Raw genomic sequence first — 18,663 nt, 5'->3', positions numbered from 1 at the left:
CTGCTTTGCTGATTTTATGGCTATTACGGAGATAGATCTTGATGGATAAAGCCCAAATTCTGCACGCGTTGGAGCAAGGAGCTTCATTCTGGAATAGCTGGCGTAAGCGTCAGGCTAATGTTGACATTAATCTGGATGGTGTCGAGTTGGAGGGAATGAATTTTAACGGCTACGATTTTTCTAAAGTATCCTTTTGTAACGCGCGGGTTGCTCACTGTAGCTTCCAATATGCGGATTTGATTTTCGCAAATTTGCAGGGTTCCTTTTTTCAGCACAATGATTTTTCTTATGCAAAACTTATTGCAGCTAATCTATCACGCTGCGATCTGAGCGGCTCAATTTTATTTCTTGCCAAAATTCTTACCGCAAATACGCGTAATGCCCGCTTGGAAAATATTGATTTTCGCGGTCATGATATCAGCAGTTTGATTCTGCGCGATGTATCACTAGCGGGCAGTAATTTGGAAGCGCAACAGTTGGCGCGCGTGGATTTTAGCAATTCCAATCTGGCGGGCGTTAATCTGTGCAATGCGGATTTATCCAATGCTATCTTCACGGGCGCTAATTTGAGTTGCGCCAATATGCGCGGCGTTAACTTGTCGGGAGCTGTGTTTAAAGCGGCTAACTTAACCGGCGTAGATCTGCATCAGCTGGATTTACACAAGGCCGATTTTGCGAGCGCCAATTTATCGGACTGCGATTTGCGCGGCGCCAATCTCAGCAAGGTCAGATTGACGGGGGCTACTATTACTGGCAGTAAATTATGGAAAATTACCAGTGCTGGTTGGAATATCGCTAATATTAAATGTGCCCATGCTTATTGGGATGAAAATGGCCAGGAAAAAACCGTTTATCGCCCTCATGAATTTGAGCGCATTTTTGCTGAAGCTATTACGATTGAGTTGCGCTACCCCTATCGCCTTGCCGACCATGAGTTGGCAACACTGCCCATTTTCTTGGAGCATTTAGCCGCGGTTCACTGGGGCACAATATTGCGTCTAAAGTCTATCAGTGATGTCGCTGGCGGCGCGCTGGTAAAATTTGTAGTGGAGGAGGTGGGCAGGCACAACCCGACCGAGTTAAAAAATCAATTGCAAACTGAAGCTGAGCGTATTCAGCTCGCGCAATTAATGTTGCGCACTAATACCCAGTTACATGTGCAGCTGAAAGAAAAAATGGCGGCGATTCGCGAGGAGTTCTGGCCGCGATTATTGGAGCTTGCCGCTGACCATGAACAAGAACAAGTGCGCAAACTCACTATTTTGTTTATGGATTTAAAAGGTTTCTCCCAATGGGGGAATGACGAGCTTTCGGAAAAGTTAGCGCTATTTCGCGGCTTGGTAAAACCGATCCTTAAAAAGTGGTCGGCAGATCATCCCAATATGGAAGGTGACTCACTGCGCGTGACCTTTAAAAATGCCACAGCAGGTTTGGCCTGCGCGTGCATGATGCGCAACGTTTTACGCGCGGCCGGATTTGAATTGCGGATAGGTGTGGAATTGGGTGAAGTGAGCATAGTTCACAATGAAGTGACTGATATCCCTGATTTAGAAGGGGTTGCAGTAAGTATGGCGGCGCGGATGGAGGCTGCGGCAGAGCCGGGCGAAGTATTGGTCAGCCACATGGTGCGTCACTACGCTGAGCGCAGTGATTTGTTTAGCTTTACCCCGCGCCGTGTGCCACTGAAAAAATCTATTGGCACACTGGCGCAAGGTGAACATGTTGAGTGTTTTGCGGTAGAGGCGACAAAAAATTTACAAGATACACTGGCGTAATCTTGTTTACAGCCAGCCAGATTTTTTAAACCGATAATACAAATACACACAAATTACTGACACAATGCCGAGTGATACTGGATAGCCGTATTTCCATTTTAGCTCTGGCATGTGCTCGAAGTTCATCCCCCAAATACCTACAAACGCTGTAGCGACGGCAAATATGGCAGCCCAAGCGGCGAGGCGCTTATTCACTTCGCTTTCGTCGATGCTCACCATGGATAAGTTGACTTGAATCGCGGTGCTAATAGTGTCGCGAATCGAGTCGATTGAAGTGTTGATACGATAGAGGTGATCTTGCACGTCGCGGAAATAATCTTTGGTGTTCGCCACTATTGGCGGAACACGGCCGCCATCGAGTTTGCCCACCGCCTCCAGCAAGGGCGCAACTGCGTGTTTTAAAATAGTAACCTTGCGTTTTAATTCATAGAGTCGCTCAATATTGGCGCGCTGCGATCCTTTGGTAAAGATTTGATCTTCGATAATTTCCAGTTCGGTTTCAAAGGCGACAACGACGGGAAAGTAGCGGTCGACAACCGCATCCATCAATGCATAAAAAACAAATGCTGAACCTTGGGCAAGATGATGTGGTTCGCGTTCGCACCGGGCGCGTACGCCGAGGAATCCTTGCTGGGTGCGATTGCGGGTAGAGAGTACATAATTCTCCCCGACGAATACATCCACTTCGCCCACATGTAATTCACCGTCATTAAATTCCACGGTATGCATGACGGCAAAAAGTGAATCGCCATACTCTTCAATTTTGGGGCGCTGGTGACCGACATGGGCATCTTCAACGGCTAGTTCATGTAAACCAAATTCCTGTCGCATTTGGTCGAGTTCATTCGGTTCAGCATCTTTTAATGCGACCCATACAAAGCAATCATTCTTTTTTACGTACTCACTGATTTCCACTACAGGGATATCACAGAGCTTTTTACCTTCTTGATAGGCAACGCAATTAATTAACATGGGAGCACCAAGTGAAAAGCGGAATCATAAGGCCATTCTAGTGCAAATTTCTTTGATAAAGACGATACTGGATCATGAATTTTCGATGCTTGGAGAGGCTTTATGAATGCCCACAGTAAAACTAAAACCAGTTTTTATCGCCGAATTTATGTTGCCTGGTTAATCGCGCAGGGAGTTAACACAGTTCCTAAAATAATCAGCGCTACAGGTATGCCAAGACGTACCGCTCAAGATACTCTGGCCGCTATTCATGAGCTGGCTATCGAGTTGGAAAATATCAGCGGCAGTTATCGTGTCGTGGCTTGGGGGGCAGTGAATAGGGATTGGGTGGCGGAAAATATCTTGCAGTTAAAACAGGTGCTGGAATATCCGTGAGGGAAGAGGGTTATTTGGTGCCCATTGTAGTTGGGTGATTAATCGTAAATTTGTTTTTTCTTCCACTTATCATTTTCCTCGTCGAACTGCTGCCACTCTTTGCTGGATGTGATATCGGCAGTTGCACCAGGTTTTGTTTCGGTAGACGTTTCGGTGCTCTCTGGTGTCGCATCAGCTTTTTCTTGCAACTTGGCGATGATGGTGTCCAGTTGTGTTATTTGTTTGTCAAAGCTACGCCCGGCTTTTTCCGTGATTAAGGCTTTGCGAGCCAAGGTGTAATAATGAATGGCCAGGCGAATTTTACCGATTTGTTGTGATTGGCGAGCGTTAAAGACATGGCCATCTACGGAGATTTGCAATACTAGCCGGTTGATCTGATCGACATAAGCATCAGTTTGCACTTGATTAATTAGATGCAATGCGGATTGTTGCATCACAAACTTGTGTAGCTCTTGTAGTAAGCCTTGCGCTTCTTTCATTTGCTGCGGGTTATCCAAGCGCGTACGGGTTTGGTCAGGGGTATCTTTTTGCGCGGCCAGCAGATTTGTGTAAAGGTTGAAGTATTCAGCGTGAGTTGGGTCACTAGGCTCAAGGCGTGAAAGTTGCTCGCTGCAGTCTATTAGTGCGCGATAGAGCAGGGCAGTTAAGTCGGCAGATAAAAAACCTGAAGGAAAACCAGTGGCAAGATCGCGAAAAGAGTTGCGTCGTGCGCGTAGTGCGGTAATGAGCCGCTGGCGCCGCGCGCGTCGCTTTTCAATCGCGTGAGATAAAAACAAATACCCCGCCAGCAAGATCAGCAACAAAAGTATTATGGCAATAACGTATACCGACATGATGTATTAAAGACCTTATTGGTTAATTGCTGGGCATATAGTTGCCTCAAGTATAGCACCGATAAAAATGGCACTAGAGTTTGTATTTTATTTCTTGTTTAAGTTCGCTAAGTGCTTGTTTCCACTCCGATAAAAAAAGAATTAAAAGTGTTGACACAGGCGGCACCTGTCCCTAGAATGCGCCCCACTTCTGACGCAGACATCGACTTGAAAGAGTAGGTTAAGCGTGAGATGGTCCGGGTCCCCTTCGTCTAGTGGCCTAGGACACCGCCCTTTCACGGCGGTAACAGGGGTTCGAGTCCCCTAGGGGACGCCAATATGCGGGAATAGCTCAGTGGTAGAGCACAACCTTGCCAAGGTTGGGGTCGCGAGTTCGAGCCTCGTTTCCCGCTCCAACTTCTCTCACCGTGAGAAGTTAGTAGTAACTCGTAGTAAAGAGTTAAGTAGTAAAAAATTGTAAGTTTTAATCTGTTAGTGAAGTACGTTTTATAGTTGCCGCCTAGGTAGCTTTGAAAATGTCCCCTTCGTCTAGTGGCCTAGGACACCGCCCTTTCACGGCGGTAACAGGGGTTCGAGTCCCCTAGGGGACGCCACATTTTGCGGGAATAGCTCAGTGGTAGAGCACAACCTTGCCAAGGTTGGGGTCGCGAGTTCGAGCCTCGTTTCCCGCTCCATTTTTACTCAGTTCATCTCTTAGTTTACTTTCCTCATTCTCTCAAAATATATTTGCCCGCTTGGGCGTCGCATTCCCTTGCGTTTATTCTGTTTAATGCATTCCCATTGTTTTTGCGCGCGCCTCTTTATAGCTGAACGGCACTTGTTGCTCTTTTGCCTCTTCGCGTTGCTCGTCTAATCGTTGGAACACCGCAATTTCTTCATCCGGCATAAAATGCAGGCAATCACCACCAAAAAACCACAGCAGGTCGCGATACAATAACGGCATCAAATGCGGATAGGAGCCGACAACTCGGCACATGAGTGTTTGGCCTTGCTCAAGAAAGCCTGGCTCATGGGATCGGTGGGGCAACTGGGTGAGTGCGGCGAGAAACTCCTGATCATCCTCGCTAGGGGGTTCTGTATTAAAAGGCGGCAATTCTTGAACTTGCGCGCTGAAAGCGGCGAGCAACTCCAGATGATAGGTATAATACTCTTGGTCGTAAATGGATTGTTCCAAACTTGAAATCGACATACAGCGCCCTGATCTGGTGATAAATTTTTTGACTTTCATTCATTATTGCGAGGGGTTATGACTCCGGCACTCTCATTAAGAAATCTGCGCAAAGTTTACAACGAAAAATTCGAAGCACTAAAGGGTATTTCCTTGGATGTGATGCCCGGGGATTTTTTTGCTGTACTTGGGCCAAATGGCGCAGGTAAATCCACCACCATTGGCATTATTAGTTCATTGGTGCGCAAAACCTCAGGCTCGGTGGAGGTGTTTGGTAAAAATATTGATACGGATTTTTCCAGTGCAAAAAAATACCTGGGCGTAGTTCCGCAAGAATTTAATTTCAGTATGTTTGAAAAAGTGGAAGACATAGTGCTGCAGCAAGCTGGGTATTATGGGTTGCCGCGCAAACAGGCGTTGCAGCAAACTGAAAAATATTTAAAACAATTAAGTTTATGGGATAAGCGCCACACACCTGCGCGCATGTTGTCGGGAGGGATGAAGCGGCGTTTGATGATTGCGCGGGCACTGGTGCATGAGCCACAGCTGTTGATTCTTGATGAGCCTACAGCGGGTGTTGATATAGAACTGCGTCGTTCCATGTGGGATTTTCTGCGCGAGATCAATGCGGCAGGCACTACAATTATTCTCACCACCCATTATTTAGAAGAGGCGGAGAGTTTGTGCCGCAACGTGGCGATTATTGATCAGGGTGTCATAGTTAAAAACACCAGCGTAAAACATTTACTGCAACAGCTTAATAAAGAAGTATTCATTTTTGATGTGGTGGGTGATTTGCATAATTTGCCAAGCCTAGCGGGGCATCGTGTCGAAAAAACTGATGATCACTCTTTTGAAGTTGAAGTGGATAAAGGGCAATCGCTTAACGCGGTATTTACGCAATTAACCGCACAAGGGTTTGAGATTGTCAGCATGCGCAATAAATCCAATCGCTTGGAGGAGTTGTTTGTTGCGATGGTCAATGGGAATAAAGATTTGTTGGCCGCTACACAAAAAGAGGTGCAATCATGAATGTACAAGAGCAGTGGATTGCCTTTCTCACCATTTTGCGCAAAGAAATTAAGCGTTTCACCCGTATTTGGATTCAAACTTTGTTGCCACCAGCCATCACCATGATTTTGTATTTTGTGATTTTTGGCAAGTTAATTGGAAGCCGCATCGGCGATATGGCGGGTTTTAGCTACATCGAATTTGTTGCACCGGGCTTAATTATGATGGCGGTTATTACCAATGCCTACGCCAATGTTTCATCGTCTTTTTTTAGTGCAAAATTCCAGCGCAGTATTGAAGAACTGCTGGTTTCACCCACCCCTAACTATATTATTTTACTGGGTTATGTCATGGGCGGTGTTGCGCGGGGAGTGGCGGTAGGTTTTATTGTGACTATCATGTCGTTATTTTTTACGAAATTATCTATTCATCATTGGGGGGCGACGCTATTTATTGTGTTTATGACGTCGGTGCTGTTTTCCTTGGCTGGTTTTATCAATGCAATTTACGCCAATACCTTTGATGATGTATCCATCATTCCCACCTTTGTATTAACCCCGCTCACTTACTTTGGTGGTGTGTTCTATTCCATTAACTTGTTACCGGAGTTTTGGCAGCAGGTATCGGTGTTTAACCCCATTCTGCATATGGTAAACGGGTTTCGCTATGGCATGCTGGGCGTTAGCGATGTGCACATAGGTTCGGCATTGGTAGGGTTAACTATCTTTGTGGTGATCCTGTTTACGGTTGCGATGCATTTATTAAAAACCGGCAAGCGTTTGCGCGCTTGATCTGGCAGGAGTTGCGATGAGCCACAATCCCCTTGGGCAGCAAACTGATTATATTTCGGTGTATGCCCCGCAATTATTATTTCCCATTGCCCGCGCTGAATCGCGCAGCTTGTTGGGTATAGGCGATGAGTTGCCGTTTTACGGTGTGGATATTTGGACTGGTTATGAGTTGTCCTGGTTGGATAAAAAGGGTAAGCCGGTTGTGGCTGTGGCTGAGTTTTTTATTCCTTGTTCCAGTGAATTCATTGTGGAATCAAAATCGTTCAAGTTGTATTTGAACTCGCTGAATCAAACGCATTTTGATAGTGCGGTTGAGGTTGAGCAACTGATTGCGCAAGATCTTGCGCGCGTCACCTATGCAGATGTTCGTGTTGTGATAACACCGTTAAATACACCGGCGCGTGCTGCGCAACATTTGGCGGAAATCGCAGAAGTGCAAGGTGAATTATTAGATGAGTTGGATGTGGTGGTTGATAACTACCATCCCGCTCCTGAGTTGCTTACTACTGAACTTGAGGTGGTAGATGAGTGCTTGGTGAGTCATTTATTAAAAACCAATTGCCCAGTGACGGGGCAGCCGGATTGGGCGAGCCTTGTGATTCGCTACAAGGGCATAAAAATTCAACGTGAGAATTTGCTGCGCTACATTATTTCATTTCGCGAGCATCAAGATTTTCACGAGCATTGTGTGGAACGGATTTTTAGCGATATTACACGCGTATGTATGCCGGAGGAGTTGGTGGTATATGCACGTTATACGCGGCGGGGCGGGTTGGATATTAATCCGTTTCGCGCTAGCAACCCGAATCTTAAACCAGAGCTGCGGCGTTTGATTCGCCAGTAGTGCATGCCGCGCTACTGGTTATTGCTTAGACTATGACTTTATCTTTTAAGCGGTTCGCGGCTTTTTCAAGTGACTCAATAACTTTTTGTTTGTCGTAGTTACGCACTTTTTCCATATCTAAATACATAGAAAAGCCTTCGGCGCGATCCTCGAAGTAGCTTTGGTTTTTGCCCATCTCTTTGCGTAAATCTGCCACTTGATAAACCTTTACCGGCAGCGAAAAACCTTTCACCTGAATTTCACCTTTGTCACGGCACATGACGGTATCTTTTACCAGTGACCAGGTTTCATGCGATATCAGAATCTCATCCGGTTCTGCGGCAGATTCAAGGCGGCTAGCCAAGTTAACCTGAGTGCCCAAAACGGTGTAATCAAGGTGATTGGAGGTGCCAAAGGTGCCCACGGTGCAATAGCCAGTGTTAATGCCCATGCGTACTTGCAGTGGCTTTTTAATGCCTTGGTTAAACCATTCAACCTGCATAGCTTTAATGCGTTTTTTCATTGCAATCGCCATGGCGGCACAGCGGGTTGCATCGTCTTTAACTCCCTTGCTGTTGCTATCGCCAAACAGCACCATAATACCGTCGCCCATAAATTTATCGATAGTGCCGCCGTAGTGCGCAACGATTTTTGACATTTCGGTGAGGTAGTGATTGAGCAGTTCGGTTAATGCTTCCGCCTCAATTTCTTCTGAGAGTTGGCTGAAATCTTTAATGTCAGAAAAAAACACACTGATGCGTTTGCGCTCTGCCTGCAGATTTTTGTCATCGCCGCGATTAATCGCCTGCCATACGGTGGGTGGTAAATAACGTGACAACTTATAGGCGCGAATCTTATGCCATTTTTGTTCGTTTTCGAGCTGTTTTTGGCTGATCATTAATTTGTGAAAGCGTTGATGCATATATATGGCATAGACCAAAAAGTAGGTGGCGACACCGATCAGGCTGGCGGCGCTTATTTCTATACTGCTGGAGAGCACTAACTGGGGTTTATGAATAATTAGGCTTAGGATGACACCTACCGCAAACGCGCTATTGTCTTCCAGCAGCTTGCGTACCCCGCCACTTATTAGCGCGTTAAATTGAATCATGGTTAAAAACATGACGCAGGGTAGGATACTAAAGTCAGTTAGGCTCAATACAACACCGATCAATGCTGCATCCACATGGGATAGCCAGCGATTGATGCGGCTAATTTGCTCGGGAATTTGTTTGCGGGTGAAATAGTAGGTGGCGTAAGCGTAGATAAGCAAAAATACAATGACGCCCATATGGGCGATACTGGGATGATTCCAATCAATAAAGGAGGCAAGGGTGCCGGAGGCGGTAAAACAGATGAGGGCGCGAAAATAATACTGTTGTATGGGAGATTCAGTTTGCAGTTGTTGACTGTCGGTCTTACTGTTCATTGGACTGAAAACCTTGTAGTTATTTGGTCAGTAAGGAATCCCTATAAAATGGTGCTCTGCTTGCCTAAGCCAGTGAATTAAACGGGTTTTTATTGGAAATGTCTACCTGTTGTGGAATGTGTCACTGAATTATCAGATTGCTTATTATTTAAACTTCAATTCCAGGTATTTTTCTTCTAATTCGGTATATTGCTTGCGTAATTCAGTAAATTCACGCTGGATTTGTTGTAGATTTGCAGGGCTTTCCCTTGGTGTTGTCAGAGTATCTTCCAAGTCATTTTTAAGTTGATTGTTTTCCCGTTCCAAGTCTTCCAGGTTTCCCAGCAGTTCTTTGCTTTCATGGGTAAAATTTTGCAGTGTCTCTTTGATGCGCTGATTTTCCTCCTCAAGTAAATGATCGTGTTCAATTTGCTCCCCTTGTTTGGCTAGTTGCTCATGAGCTTTGTTGAGTTCTTCCTCAAGCAGTTGTACACAGGTGTCTGATTCTTGAACAAAGCGCACTTGTCGTTGCAGTTGTTGTTCTAACTCCTTAATTACAAGATCTTTCTCTTCAGCGGTTTTCGCGTCTTCCAGTTTGCGTTGCAGGTTGCTGATTACCCGGTATTGGTCAGCCGCTACATTGCGCAACTTCATGATCTCTTCTGTTGCGCGCGGATCCTGACGAACAATATTAATGGTCTTGCCCTCAACTGGTTGCCCCGTAATCGCAGCATTGGTGGAGTGCATATAATGAGTTATCTCATTGTAACTATTGCCATATTGCTCAAGCAGCATCTCGTATCTCTCTCGATCCTCTATACCATCGGCCATAGCATAAAGTTCGTTGTAATAACCTTGCGCATTGGCTTGGGCTTCGTTCCAGCGTTTTTCCAGATCAAAAAACAGTTTTTTAAATTTCTCTAGATTCTCAACTCGCTTTTTATACATCTCCAGCTCTTCATTACCGTCTGCATCTAGAGATGTGCCAAGTTCATTGTCAATGCCAGTTTGAAGCAGCGGTTCTAGTGTTTGGCGAAAGACGTTCCAATAGCCTTCACTGCCAGGCACTTCGGTAGTGCCCAGCTCTTCTGCGCGCAGGAATGCATAGCGCAGAGCAACAATACGTTGGTTGATCGGTAGGTTGGAGGGTTGTGCTTCGCTGATATCGCTGCGCGGAGCAATCAGTGCAAAGCGATCTTGCGTTAGCTCCAGCTGGTCGTAGATCAGTTGTTTGTAAGATTTTGTCGCTGGTGAAGCGGGGGAGCTGACAGCGTTGATTGTTTCAATCAGCTCGAGCAGTTTTTCTTGTTGTCGGCGAACCAGCTGTTTTTGTTTGGATGCATAAAGAATCACAACAACAGTCGCGATAAGCAACGCCAGATAGATTTCTATGGCTACCGCGAGAACAAGAGTCGGTACTTGCATATTATTGTCGGCCGAAAAGATTCTGGTTGGCAATGGGGTTATCGCAACCTTAAGTACGCAATCGACTTTATAATCGCCGAATAGTGTATTTAGCGGAAAGTATGGTACAGATTTGGCCAATATTCGACTTGGCTATAGTGTATTACGCAGCTTTCCCTGTGTTTTGAACGATTTTATCAATGAGGTTTCAGCTTTATGGATGCTATTACAGCCTTGCATCAGCGTGTATCAACTCCCCGGCTCACTGCACCGGCACCTACGCCGGAGCAACTGAACACTTTGTTTCGTGCGGCGATGCGGGCTGCCGATCACGGCAATATGCGCCCGTGGCGCTTTCTCATCGTGGAAGGGGAAGGGCTTATTCAGCTTGGAGGGCTGTTTGCCAAGGCCGCTACAGCAAGAAATCCAGCGATTACTCAGCCTGAATTGGATCGCTGCCATGCTATGCCCCAGCGTGCGCCAATGATTATTGTCTCCATCGCGAAGTGCCAGCCTAATCTGAAAGTGCCGCAGGTTGAGCAAATCATTGCGGCGGGGGCTGCTACGCAAAATTTGCTTAATGCCGCATTTGCAACACATGTTGGAGCAGTGTGGCGCACGGGCGATATGGCTTACGATCCAATAGTAAAAGAAGCATTGGGTTTAATTGAGGGTGAAGAAATTATCGGCTTTATTTATCTGGGTACGCCCACGGTTCCGCCGCATGCACCGCGCGAACAAAACCCTGCTGACTTTTTTAGTGCATGGCCGCAGGAATAAGATTGCGTTTACGAGCTTGCTTGTGTACATTAGCGCGCCTTCGCAGGGGGTACTTTAGCGAGTATTTTTTAGCGAAACCGCGCGGTTGTAATGCGGAAAAACGGTGAGGTGTCCGAGTGGCCGAAGGAGCACGCCTGGAAAGTGTGTATACCGCAAGGTATCGAGGGTTCGACTCCCTCTCTCACCGCCATTTTTTAAAAGTTTAACTGTACAGTGTGGCCCATAGCAGTGTTTAGTTTGCTATTTGCACAGGTTGATCGAAATTTGTATTTCATTGATTTATAAAGCATTAATTTGAAAGTTTCACAAAAGAAAATCAAATAAATGCTTGACTCACTGAACCCCGATCAATAAAATGCGCGCCTCAACAACGCACTCATAGCTCAGCTGGATAGAGTACTCGGCTACGAACCGAGCGGTCGGAGGTTCGAATCCTCCTGAGTGCACCATATAACGTATCAGATTAGTCCGATACGACCTGAAACCCCGCTTATTGCGGGGTTTTTTGTTTATACTGCATCCTATACAGTCCGATGAAGTACCCCCTAATCCGATAGGTTTTGGGGGTACTTTTGGGGGTACCTCAGATACCCCCAAAAACAGGTACCCCCAATTGGAGGTTGATAGGATGGCGCTCACCGATATTCAAGTCAAAACAGCTACCCCGAGAGAGAAAGCCTACAAGATGGGCGACTCAGGCGGTATGCACCTATTAGTTAAACCCAATGGCGGTAAATACTGGCGATTGAAGTACCGCATGGCCGGTAAAGAGAAGCTAATGCCCTTGGGTGTATATCCCGAAGTGACTTTGAAAGAGGCTAGGGCGAAAGCCAACGAGGCCAGAAAGCTGATAGCTGAATCCATTGACCCGATGGCGCAGCGTAAAGCTGAAAAACATGATGCGTTAGGCGCTGCCGAAAACACGTTCGAGGTGATCGCCAATGCGTGGTTTGAAATTATCAGCCCTGAGTGGTCAGAGACTCACAGGGAGCGCACCCAAAACCTGCTCAAAAATCACCTGTTCCCGTGGATCGGCAAACGTCCTATTAATGAAATAACCCCGCCCGAATTATTGGCCGCCTTATATAAGGCACAAGATCGCGGATTATTAGAAACCGCCAAGCGCGCCAAACAGACTGCCAGCCAAGTATTCAGGCACGCCATACGCATGGGCAAGTTAGCCAGTGACCCAAGCCGTGATCTTAGTGGCGGCCTAACCACCCCCAAGCAAAAACACTATGCAGCACTTACCGAACCAAAAGCGGTAGGTGGGTTAATGGTGGCTATCAGTAATTATCAAGGCACGCCGGCAGTAAAAGCAGCTTTGCAACTGTCGGCGTTGTTCTTTCAAAGACCTGGCGAAATTCGCACAATGAAATGGGCGGATATTGATTGGGAGGCAAGCGAGTGGCGCTACTTGGTCACTAAAACGCAAACCCCGCACATAGTCCCGTTATCCACACAAGCTCTTGAAGTATTAAACGCGCTCAAGCCCTACACAGAACGCAGTCCTTTTGTATTTCCGTCTGCGCGCAGTGCTTCGCGGCCATTGTCTGAAAATGGAATTCGTGTGGCGTTACGCACGATGGGTTATACCAATGACGATATGACAGCCCACGGCTTTAGGGCGATGGCGCGTACTATTTTAGATGAAGTGCTGGGTGTTCCAACTGAATTAATAGAACACCAACTCGCACACAAGGTTAAGGATGCTTTGGGTACCGCCTATAACCGAACCAAGCATTTACCCCAGCGCAAAGCCATGATGCAAAAGTGGGCTGATTACCTTGATGCCCTGCGCCTGCAAGCACTCACCCCCAATGTCATCACTGCGAATTTTGGCAAAGCTGGCTAAAACGTTTCGGCAAAGTCGGTTTTGCAGTGGGGAACGTGGGGACACTGGGGAACGGTTACTCTCTCACGTAAGAAAATCAAAGAGTTAGATATAGTTTTATGTGTATTTATCGTTCCCCACTTACTTTTTAAAGAGTGGGGAACGTGGGGAACAATTGGCGCTTTGCGGCAACGGGCGAAACCTCAATAATGATAATCATTCGCACGAAAAATGACCGTTGCGCAAATTGTAGCGTTTACTACCTGAGGTTTTGATATGCCAGATGATGGGAAGGTTATAGAGGTTAAGCGTTATCGCCCGCTTTGGAATGTGATTAGAGCCGAATGGGATGATGATTGGGATGATCTGAAAAAAATGCAGGCGATCATCACGGGCGGCGATAACCCAAGTCACATTAAAGCTTGTGTTGATGGTGATGTATTAAGTGTTCGCACAGTTTTAAATCGAATTAATGAGTTTATAGCGAGTAGTGAACCACCGCCTAGCCATGCTTTTAATGGAATCAATTTTGATTTAAACAGTGTAAAGGTACCGCTCAAAAGAAGTGTTGCGGTGATAGATGAGCTGTTGGCTAAAACCCCTGACTTATCCACAAAAAATGCAGAAAAATTGCTGCTCCTTATGTTCGAGCTAGGAACACATGTAGGCGCGATAAATAATCAGGATTTAATGGCAAAAGGTATGGAAAGCATTAGAAAAACGCATCGAGGCGGGCATAAAAACGGTCAAGATAAAAAGGAGTTAGGTGAACGCCGAAAAGAGGCATATGTGTGCGCCAAGAAAGCAGCCCAAGAAGCTGGGTTTAAACCGACTGTTGGAGGCCTTAGAAACTATCTCAAGTCCTTAGGGGGTAATAAATTTAAGACCGGCATCAATGAATGTGCAGAAATTTGGCTAAATGGAAATGGCTTCATGGATTCACTTGATAGCTATAGCGATAGTGGCGTTTCAAAAATAAAAATAAATTAATTTTTGCACTAAGCCCAGCTCACTGAAAAAAAGTTTTCAGTGAGCTGGGCTTAGTGCAAATAACAGTTCTTTTTTATATTCGTATTGCCCTATTAAATACGAAGCCATGTGAATCAGTCCTAAGGAGACTAAGCATGGCAAATCCCACCCCCATCAAAAACCAAGAATTTGGTTTTTATCGTGTTTCACACATCACTGATTTACTCTGCATATCAAAAAGCACTTGGTGGCTATGGGTACAAAATGGCAAGGCACCCAAAGGCCATAAGCTATCACCTGGCGTCACTGTATGGAGCCGTTCAAGTATTCACGCCTTTATTGAGAAATTAGAGGCCGAAAGTACCGACACCACACCGCCCGAGGCCGCCTAATATGACCTCTCGCACCCAATCCCAATACACCCACGCCCAAATCATTGAGCGCTGCGCCTGTATCACTCTGGATGATCTTTTGTCCCGTGGTGCTAACGCACGCAATCCCATGTTTAAACGCCTCGCCAGCTTTATAAATAACGCTATCGCCTACGATTGCGGGGCGCATTTATTGGAATGGCCGGACGGTTCGCTAGTGCTTGTTATCAGCCACCATGCCCGCGAGTTTTCGCAACTATCACCGGACACAATTACCGCCGCTTATTGTTACGCGGTGCGCGGTTGTGGGTTGATTTATCGTGATGCTGGGGGTGTTGGCCATGTTGCATAGTTTGCAGCTTTTTAGCGCCCCTATGAGTGAGACCGAAATACTCAAGCCGCATATTTGCGAGAGCGTGGGCGAGTTAAAACACGCATTAAAACAGACTGATAAAACCATGGGGGAACCTGAGCTTTTCGATTGCTTAATAGCCAGCAAAAGAGCGCGAAAAACCCTGTCTTTTACGGCTGTTTTTGCATTTTGGCGTGATGGGAATTGGGCTTGTTTTCACGATGAGTTTTACAGGGATGCAAGCGTAGCGCCCGGGCAATTACAAAAGGGCTATTACGCCAGCCGTGATGAAGCAAAGCACTTTTATCACCTCGAAACTGATACCGCCCGTGATCTTATTTTGCATCGCTAAAGGTGGCTTATGAATGATGATTCTTTTTCTTTATTTATCGGTGAGCGCCTACCACTTCAAAACGCCAGATTTTACTTTCATGAAGTGACGCTAAATATGATGGATTTACCTGGCTTTTCTCAGTCAATAAAACACGGGTTTTTGAGTGCGCTTTATGACGATTGGTACAAAGAAAAATACTTAGCATTCGCTGCATTTGATGATGACCATTTTGTCCTACTGGTTAGCTATTACGAATTCTCCCCCTGTGACTTTACCGACTATGAGCTTATGCAAATACTGGCGCTTTGTGAGGCAGATATGGAGGTTAGTTACGGCTCGCCTTGCGTTATTAATGTTGATCGCCTCCACAAGCACCGCTTTAAGTTGGCTTGGTCGCGCTGAATGCTGCTTTTATCGGGCGTGGGAAATACACTTTTTATATTGAACAAAAGAGTTTTTTAAAATGGGTAAAAAACTAGATTTTAAGAAAATAAATTCATTGGCTTTGGCGCAAGCTGAATCCATTGTTAGCCGTTACGCACCGGACGGGAAATTAAATGGCCGCGAATGGGTAGCGCTTAATCCAAACAGAAACGACAACAAGGCCGGTTCGTTTTCAATCAATGTAGATACGGGTGTTTGGTCTGAATTCGCATCTGGCGAGTCTGGCGGGGACATAGTGAGTTATGTGGCTTATGTGCTACGCCTAAGCCAAGGGGATGCATTTAAAACACTGGCCAATTATTTGGGGGTGAGTGATGAGCCTTTGGGCGAATTTGAGCGCGTGAACACCGCAACACCTACACCCCCAAAGGCACCCAAAGAGCCTGTATTTAAACCGATACTCCCACCGCCACCAGAGGCCGCCAAAAGCTGCCCGTTTAATTTCCCACAATTTGGGAAGGCTTCGCACTATTGGGATTATAAAAACGCCGCCGGTGATTTATTGATGCGTGTGTGTCGCTTTGATCGCACCACCAGTGCGGGCGAACGCGCCAAAGAATACCGCCCTGTGGTGTATGGCACTGGCACCAGCAAAGGCAAAGAGCGCACCGGCTGGCACTTCCGCCAATTACCGGATAATCGCCCGCTTTATGGGCTGGAATGGTTGGCGGTATCCGCTGATTATTTGCCGATTATTTTAGTTGAAGGTGAAAAAGCGTGTGAGGCTGCGCGCTCTTTGTTTATTGGTAAGCCATGCATGACGTGGAGCGGTGGCAGTAAAGCGATAGGTAAAACTGATTTTTCGCCCTTGGCTGGCCGTGACGTATGGCTATGGCCGGATAATGATTTGGCCGGTGATAAAACCGTTGATACGCTGCGCCCTGTACTGAATGCCATAGGGGTTAAATCGTTTCGGGTATTTGATTTGAATGTGTTCGCCCGCTTTGCACCTGGCAATGATGGGCAGTTGATCGAGGCCGCCACTACATGGCCAGAAAAAGCAGACGCCTTTGATGCGGTTGCCCTTGGTTGGTTATCGCCACATCTAACCGCGCTTATAGAACGCAATGCGCTTTTATTGCCGCTAGAAGGCGAAACACCCGCACCCATACCAGTTATCACCCCCAATACAGAAAACGCCACCAGCGATAAGCCAACCGCCGTGCCCTATGGTTTTAAAGTCGATGATGATGGGGTGTATGCCTACGACCCCAAAGCAGAAAAGCACCGGCGCATTTGTTCGCGCTTGGATGTGGTGGCTTATTGCCGTGATGCAAATGATGCCGGTGATAACTGGGGAATTTTGGTGCGCTTTAAAAATCGCGATGGGAAAGAAAAACAGCTTAATTTTCCGTTGGAATTATTTGGCAGTGATGGCGGTACCGAAGTAACCAAACGCCTATTAGGTATGGGGCTGGAATATGACGCGCACCGCGAAAGCAAGCGCAAAGTGTTGGAGTATTTGCAAGGCCACAAAACCCAAGAGCGCATAGGGCTGGTGCATAAGACCGGCTGGCACAAAAGCGCCTTTGTGTTGCCGGATCGCATCATTGGAGGCACCGAAGAAAAACTATTGTTTTATACCGAAGGCGCAACCCTGTGCAAATTATCCGAACGCGGCACCTTGGCAGAATGGCAAGACAATGTAAGCCGGTATTGTGTAGATAATCCCTTGGCATTGTTTGCAGTTAGTGCGGCTTTTTCCGCGCCCTTGGTTGATTTATTGGGGGTGGAAACAATGGGCTTTCACTTTTACGGCGATAGCTCTTGGGGCAAGTCCACGCTGTTAAATATTGCGTGTTCGGTATTTGGTAAACCAGACGATTACAAAAAGGCGTGGCGCTCAACTGACAACGGTATGGAAAGCCTCGCCGCCTCGCATTCTGAAATGTTGTTAGCACTGGATGAAATTAACCAGTTTGATCCGCGCAAGTTGGGTGATGCGGTTTATATGCTGGGCAATGGTAGCGGTAAAACCCGCGCTAATGATCGCGGTGGTGCGCGTGATGATTCGCACCGCTGGCGCTTTACATTTTTATCCAACGGTGAAAAAACGTTAGAGCAATACATGGGCGAAGCCGGTAAAACGCAAACAGCCGGAATGGAAATGCGTTTTTTAGAAATACGCGCAACCTTGCACGAATCCGAGGCCGATATTAAGCGCATGGGGGTGTTTAATAATGCGCATGGGCTAATGGGTGGCGCGGCTCTTTCAGAGCTGCTTAAAGGCACTATGGCGCAATACCACGGCACAGCCTTCCCCGCGTTCTTAAATGCGCTGGTGCAAGAATTGGAGGGCGACAAGCACGGGCGATTTATTGCGGCCATGCTGTCACGGTTAGAAAAATTCAGAAAAGAAAACTTAAATGATAATGCCAGCGGGCAAGTACACAGAGCCGCCGTTAAATTTGCGTTAGTGGGTTGGGCTGGTGAACTTGCAACCCACTGGGGAATTACAGGCTGGCAACAAGGACAAGCGAAAAGCGCGGCCGCTGCCTGTTTTAATACCTGGCTTCGCACCCGTGGGGGTGATGGCAATTTTGAAGAAAAGCAAATGATCGAGCATGTGCGCCAGCAATTCACCAAATACAGTGAATCACGCTTTAAACGTTGGGACGATCCAGAGGAAAGCAAAAACGCGGTTATAGATTCCCATGTGACTATTACGGCTGAATGCTGGGGCTACAGGCGCGAATCACGCACTAAAGATTATTTAGAGGGTGATTCATCCGAAGTGGTTTTTTATGTATTTAAGGACGCCTTTAAAAACGATATTTGCAAAGGCTTTGACCACAACCGCATCGCCAAAATGCTGCGCACTTTGGGAGCCTTACAGCCCACCATTGAAAGCAACGGTAAGGAGCGTATGGATAGAAAAGAAAAGCTGCCACGCATGGGCAATAAGCGCGTGTGGTGCTACAAAATCACGTTATCTGCATTAATGGCAGAGGGTGAAGAAAACGAAAGTGATTTACAAAATGCGGCGGGGTTTTAGTAAGGGTGAGCAATAAAAAGCCGG

18 protein-coding genes and 6 tRNA genes are annotated in these 18,663 nt (G+C 46.6%); 19 read left to right on the top strand and 5 right to left on the bottom strand.

The annotated features are described in order from the left end of the window. Window positions 1-41: 41 nt before the first annotated feature. The gene (locus AC2CG4_RS10480) at window positions 42-1,775 is read left to right on the top strand and encodes a pentapeptide repeat-containing protein (RefSeq protein ID WP_484486203.1); all 1,734 of its coding nucleotides are present in this window, start codon (window positions 42-44) and stop codon (window positions 1,773-1,775) included. Window positions 1,776-1,781: 6 nt separating this feature from the next. Here AC2CG4_RS10480 and corA read toward each other — a convergent pair whose 3' ends face one another. Next, window positions 1,782-2,747 (bottom strand): magnesium/cobalt transporter CorA, encoded by a 966-nt coding sequence (gene corA, locus AC2CG4_RS10475; protein WP_484486202.1) that lies wholly within the window; start codon window positions 2,745-2,747, stop codon window positions 1,782-1,784. A gap of 102 nt (window positions 2,748-2,849) precedes the next feature. Between corA and AC2CG4_RS10470 the strand changes: the two genes are divergently transcribed. Continuing rightward, window positions 2,850-3,122, top strand: a complete 273-nt coding sequence (locus AC2CG4_RS10470) for a helix-turn-helix domain-containing protein (RefSeq protein ID WP_484486201.1) — start codon at window positions 2,850-2,852, stop codon at window positions 3,120-3,122. Between the two features lie 38 nt (window positions 3,123-3,160). Here AC2CG4_RS10470 and AC2CG4_RS10465 read toward each other — a convergent pair whose 3' ends face one another. Further along, window positions 3,161-3,955: a hypothetical protein gene (locus tag AC2CG4_RS10465; protein WP_484486200.1), complete on the bottom strand. Its 795-nt coding sequence runs from the start codon at window positions 3,953-3,955 to the stop codon at window positions 3,161-3,163. 240 nt (window positions 3,956-4,195) lie between these two features. On the opposite strand from AC2CG4_RS10465, the gene AC2CG4_RS10460 reads away from it, so the two are divergent. The 4 genes from AC2CG4_RS10460 (at window position 4,196) to AC2CG4_RS10445 (ending at window position 4,629) form a co-directional block, all read left to right on the top strand. Beyond that, window positions 4,196-4,271, top strand: a tRNA-Glu gene (locus AC2CG4_RS10460). A 4-nt stretch (window positions 4,272-4,275) separates the two neighbouring features. Next, window positions 4,276-4,350, top strand: a tRNA-Gly gene (locus tag AC2CG4_RS10455). Window positions 4,351-4,472: 122 nt separating this feature from the next. Continuing rightward, window positions 4,473-4,548 (top strand) — tRNA-Glu (locus AC2CG4_RS10450). 6 nt (window positions 4,549-4,554) lie between these two features. Continuing rightward, window positions 4,555-4,629: transfer RNA gene (locus AC2CG4_RS10445), tRNA-Gly, on the top strand. Between the two features lie 92 nt (window positions 4,630-4,721). On the opposite strand, the gene AC2CG4_RS10440 is transcribed toward AC2CG4_RS10445, so the two are convergent. Further along, entirely contained in the window at window positions 4,722-5,144 is a 423-nt protein-coding gene (locus tag AC2CG4_RS10440; protein WP_484486199.1) for a PA2817 family protein, read from the bottom strand. A 57-nt stretch (window positions 5,145-5,201) separates the two neighbouring features. Here AC2CG4_RS10440 and AC2CG4_RS10435 point away from each other — a divergent pair, with 57 nt between their 5' ends. The 3 genes from AC2CG4_RS10435 to queF are packed head-to-tail and all read left to right on the top strand — an operon-like array spanning window position 5,202 to window position 7,769. Beyond that, a complete protein-coding gene (locus AC2CG4_RS10435; RefSeq protein ID WP_484486198.1) occupies window positions 5,202-6,155 on the top strand; it encodes an ABC transporter ATP-binding protein in 954 nt (317 codons plus the stop codon). Beyond that, on the top strand, window positions 6,152-6,925 hold the full coding sequence (locus AC2CG4_RS10430) for an ABC transporter permease (RefSeq protein WP_484486197.1): 774 nt from the start codon (window positions 6,152-6,154) through the stop codon (window positions 6,923-6,925). Before AC2CG4_RS10435 ends, AC2CG4_RS10430 begins: the two co-directional genes overlap by 4 nt. Before the next feature lie 16 nt (window positions 6,926-6,941). Further along, window positions 6,942-7,769: an NADPH-dependent 7-cyano-7-deazaguanine reductase QueF gene (gene queF, locus AC2CG4_RS10425; protein WP_484486196.1), complete on the top strand. Its 828-nt coding sequence runs from the start codon at window positions 6,942-6,944 to the stop codon at window positions 7,767-7,769. A gap of 25 nt (window positions 7,770-7,794) precedes the next feature. On the opposite strand, the gene AC2CG4_RS10420 is transcribed toward queF, so the two are convergent. Together AC2CG4_RS10420 and AC2CG4_RS10415 are read right to left on the bottom strand one after the other, a co-directional pair. Continuing rightward, entirely contained in the window at window positions 7,795-9,177 is a 1,383-nt protein-coding gene (locus AC2CG4_RS10420) for an adenylate/guanylate cyclase domain-containing protein (protein ID WP_484486195.1), read from the bottom strand. Between the two features lie 144 nt (window positions 9,178-9,321). Continuing rightward, a complete protein-coding gene (locus tag AC2CG4_RS10415) occupies window positions 9,322-10,581 on the bottom strand; it encodes a hypothetical protein (protein ID WP_484486194.1) in 1,260 nt (419 codons plus the stop codon). A 195-nt stretch (window positions 10,582-10,776) separates the two neighbouring features. Between AC2CG4_RS10415 and AC2CG4_RS10410 the strand changes: the two genes are divergently transcribed. The 10 genes from AC2CG4_RS10410 (at window position 10,777) to AC2CG4_RS10365 (ending at window position 18,639) form a co-directional block, all read left to right on the top strand. Then, window positions 10,777-11,340 (top strand): nitroreductase family protein, encoded by a 564-nt coding sequence (locus AC2CG4_RS10410; protein ID WP_484486193.1) that lies wholly within the window; start codon window positions 10,777-10,779, stop codon window positions 11,338-11,340. Between the two features lie 102 nt (window positions 11,341-11,442). After that, window positions 11,443-11,530, top strand: a tRNA-Ser gene (locus tag AC2CG4_RS10405). Between the two features lie 182 nt (window positions 11,531-11,712). Continuing rightward, window positions 11,713-11,789: transfer RNA gene (locus AC2CG4_RS10400), tRNA-Arg, on the top strand. A gap of 179 nt (window positions 11,790-11,968) precedes the next feature. Further along, a complete protein-coding gene (locus AC2CG4_RS10395) occupies window positions 11,969-13,195 on the top strand; it encodes a tyrosine-type recombinase/integrase (protein WP_484486192.1) in 1,227 nt (408 codons plus the stop codon). A gap of 255 nt (window positions 13,196-13,450) precedes the next feature. Further along, window positions 13,451-14,164: a hypothetical protein gene (locus AC2CG4_RS10390; RefSeq protein WP_484486191.1), complete on the top strand. Its 714-nt coding sequence runs from the start codon at window positions 13,451-13,453 to the stop codon at window positions 14,162-14,164. A gap of 134 nt (window positions 14,165-14,298) precedes the next feature. Continuing rightward, window positions 14,299-14,535, top strand: coding sequence for a helix-turn-helix transcriptional regulator (locus AC2CG4_RS10385; protein WP_484486190.1), 237 nt, complete (start codon window positions 14,299-14,301; stop codon window positions 14,533-14,535). Window position 14,536: 1 nt separating this feature from the next. Next, window positions 14,537-14,866, top strand: coding sequence for a hypothetical protein (locus tag AC2CG4_RS10380; RefSeq protein ID WP_484486189.1), 330 nt, complete (start codon window positions 14,537-14,539; stop codon window positions 14,864-14,866). Next, window positions 14,856-15,218 carry a hypothetical protein gene (locus AC2CG4_RS10375; RefSeq protein ID WP_484486188.1) on the top strand — a complete coding sequence of 121 codons (363 nt, stop codon included), beginning with the start codon at window positions 14,856-14,858 and terminating at the stop codon, window positions 15,216-15,218. The genes AC2CG4_RS10380 and AC2CG4_RS10375 overlap by 11 nt, the downstream gene beginning before the upstream one ends. Before the next feature lie 9 nt (window positions 15,219-15,227). After that, a complete protein-coding gene (locus AC2CG4_RS10370) occupies window positions 15,228-15,602 on the top strand; it encodes a hypothetical protein (protein ID WP_484486187.1) in 375 nt (124 codons plus the stop codon). A 61-nt stretch (window positions 15,603-15,663) separates the two neighbouring features. Continuing rightward, window positions 15,664-18,639, top strand: a complete 2,976-nt coding sequence (locus tag AC2CG4_RS10365; RefSeq protein WP_484486186.1) for a DUF927 domain-containing protein — start codon at window positions 15,664-15,666, stop codon at window positions 18,637-18,639. Window positions 18,640-18,663: the final 24 nt, after the last annotated feature.

The sequence above is a fragment of the Cellvibrio sp. ATLC23 genome, assembly GCF_057196725.1.
This window is presented reverse-complemented; position numbering and strand designations above follow the sequence as displayed.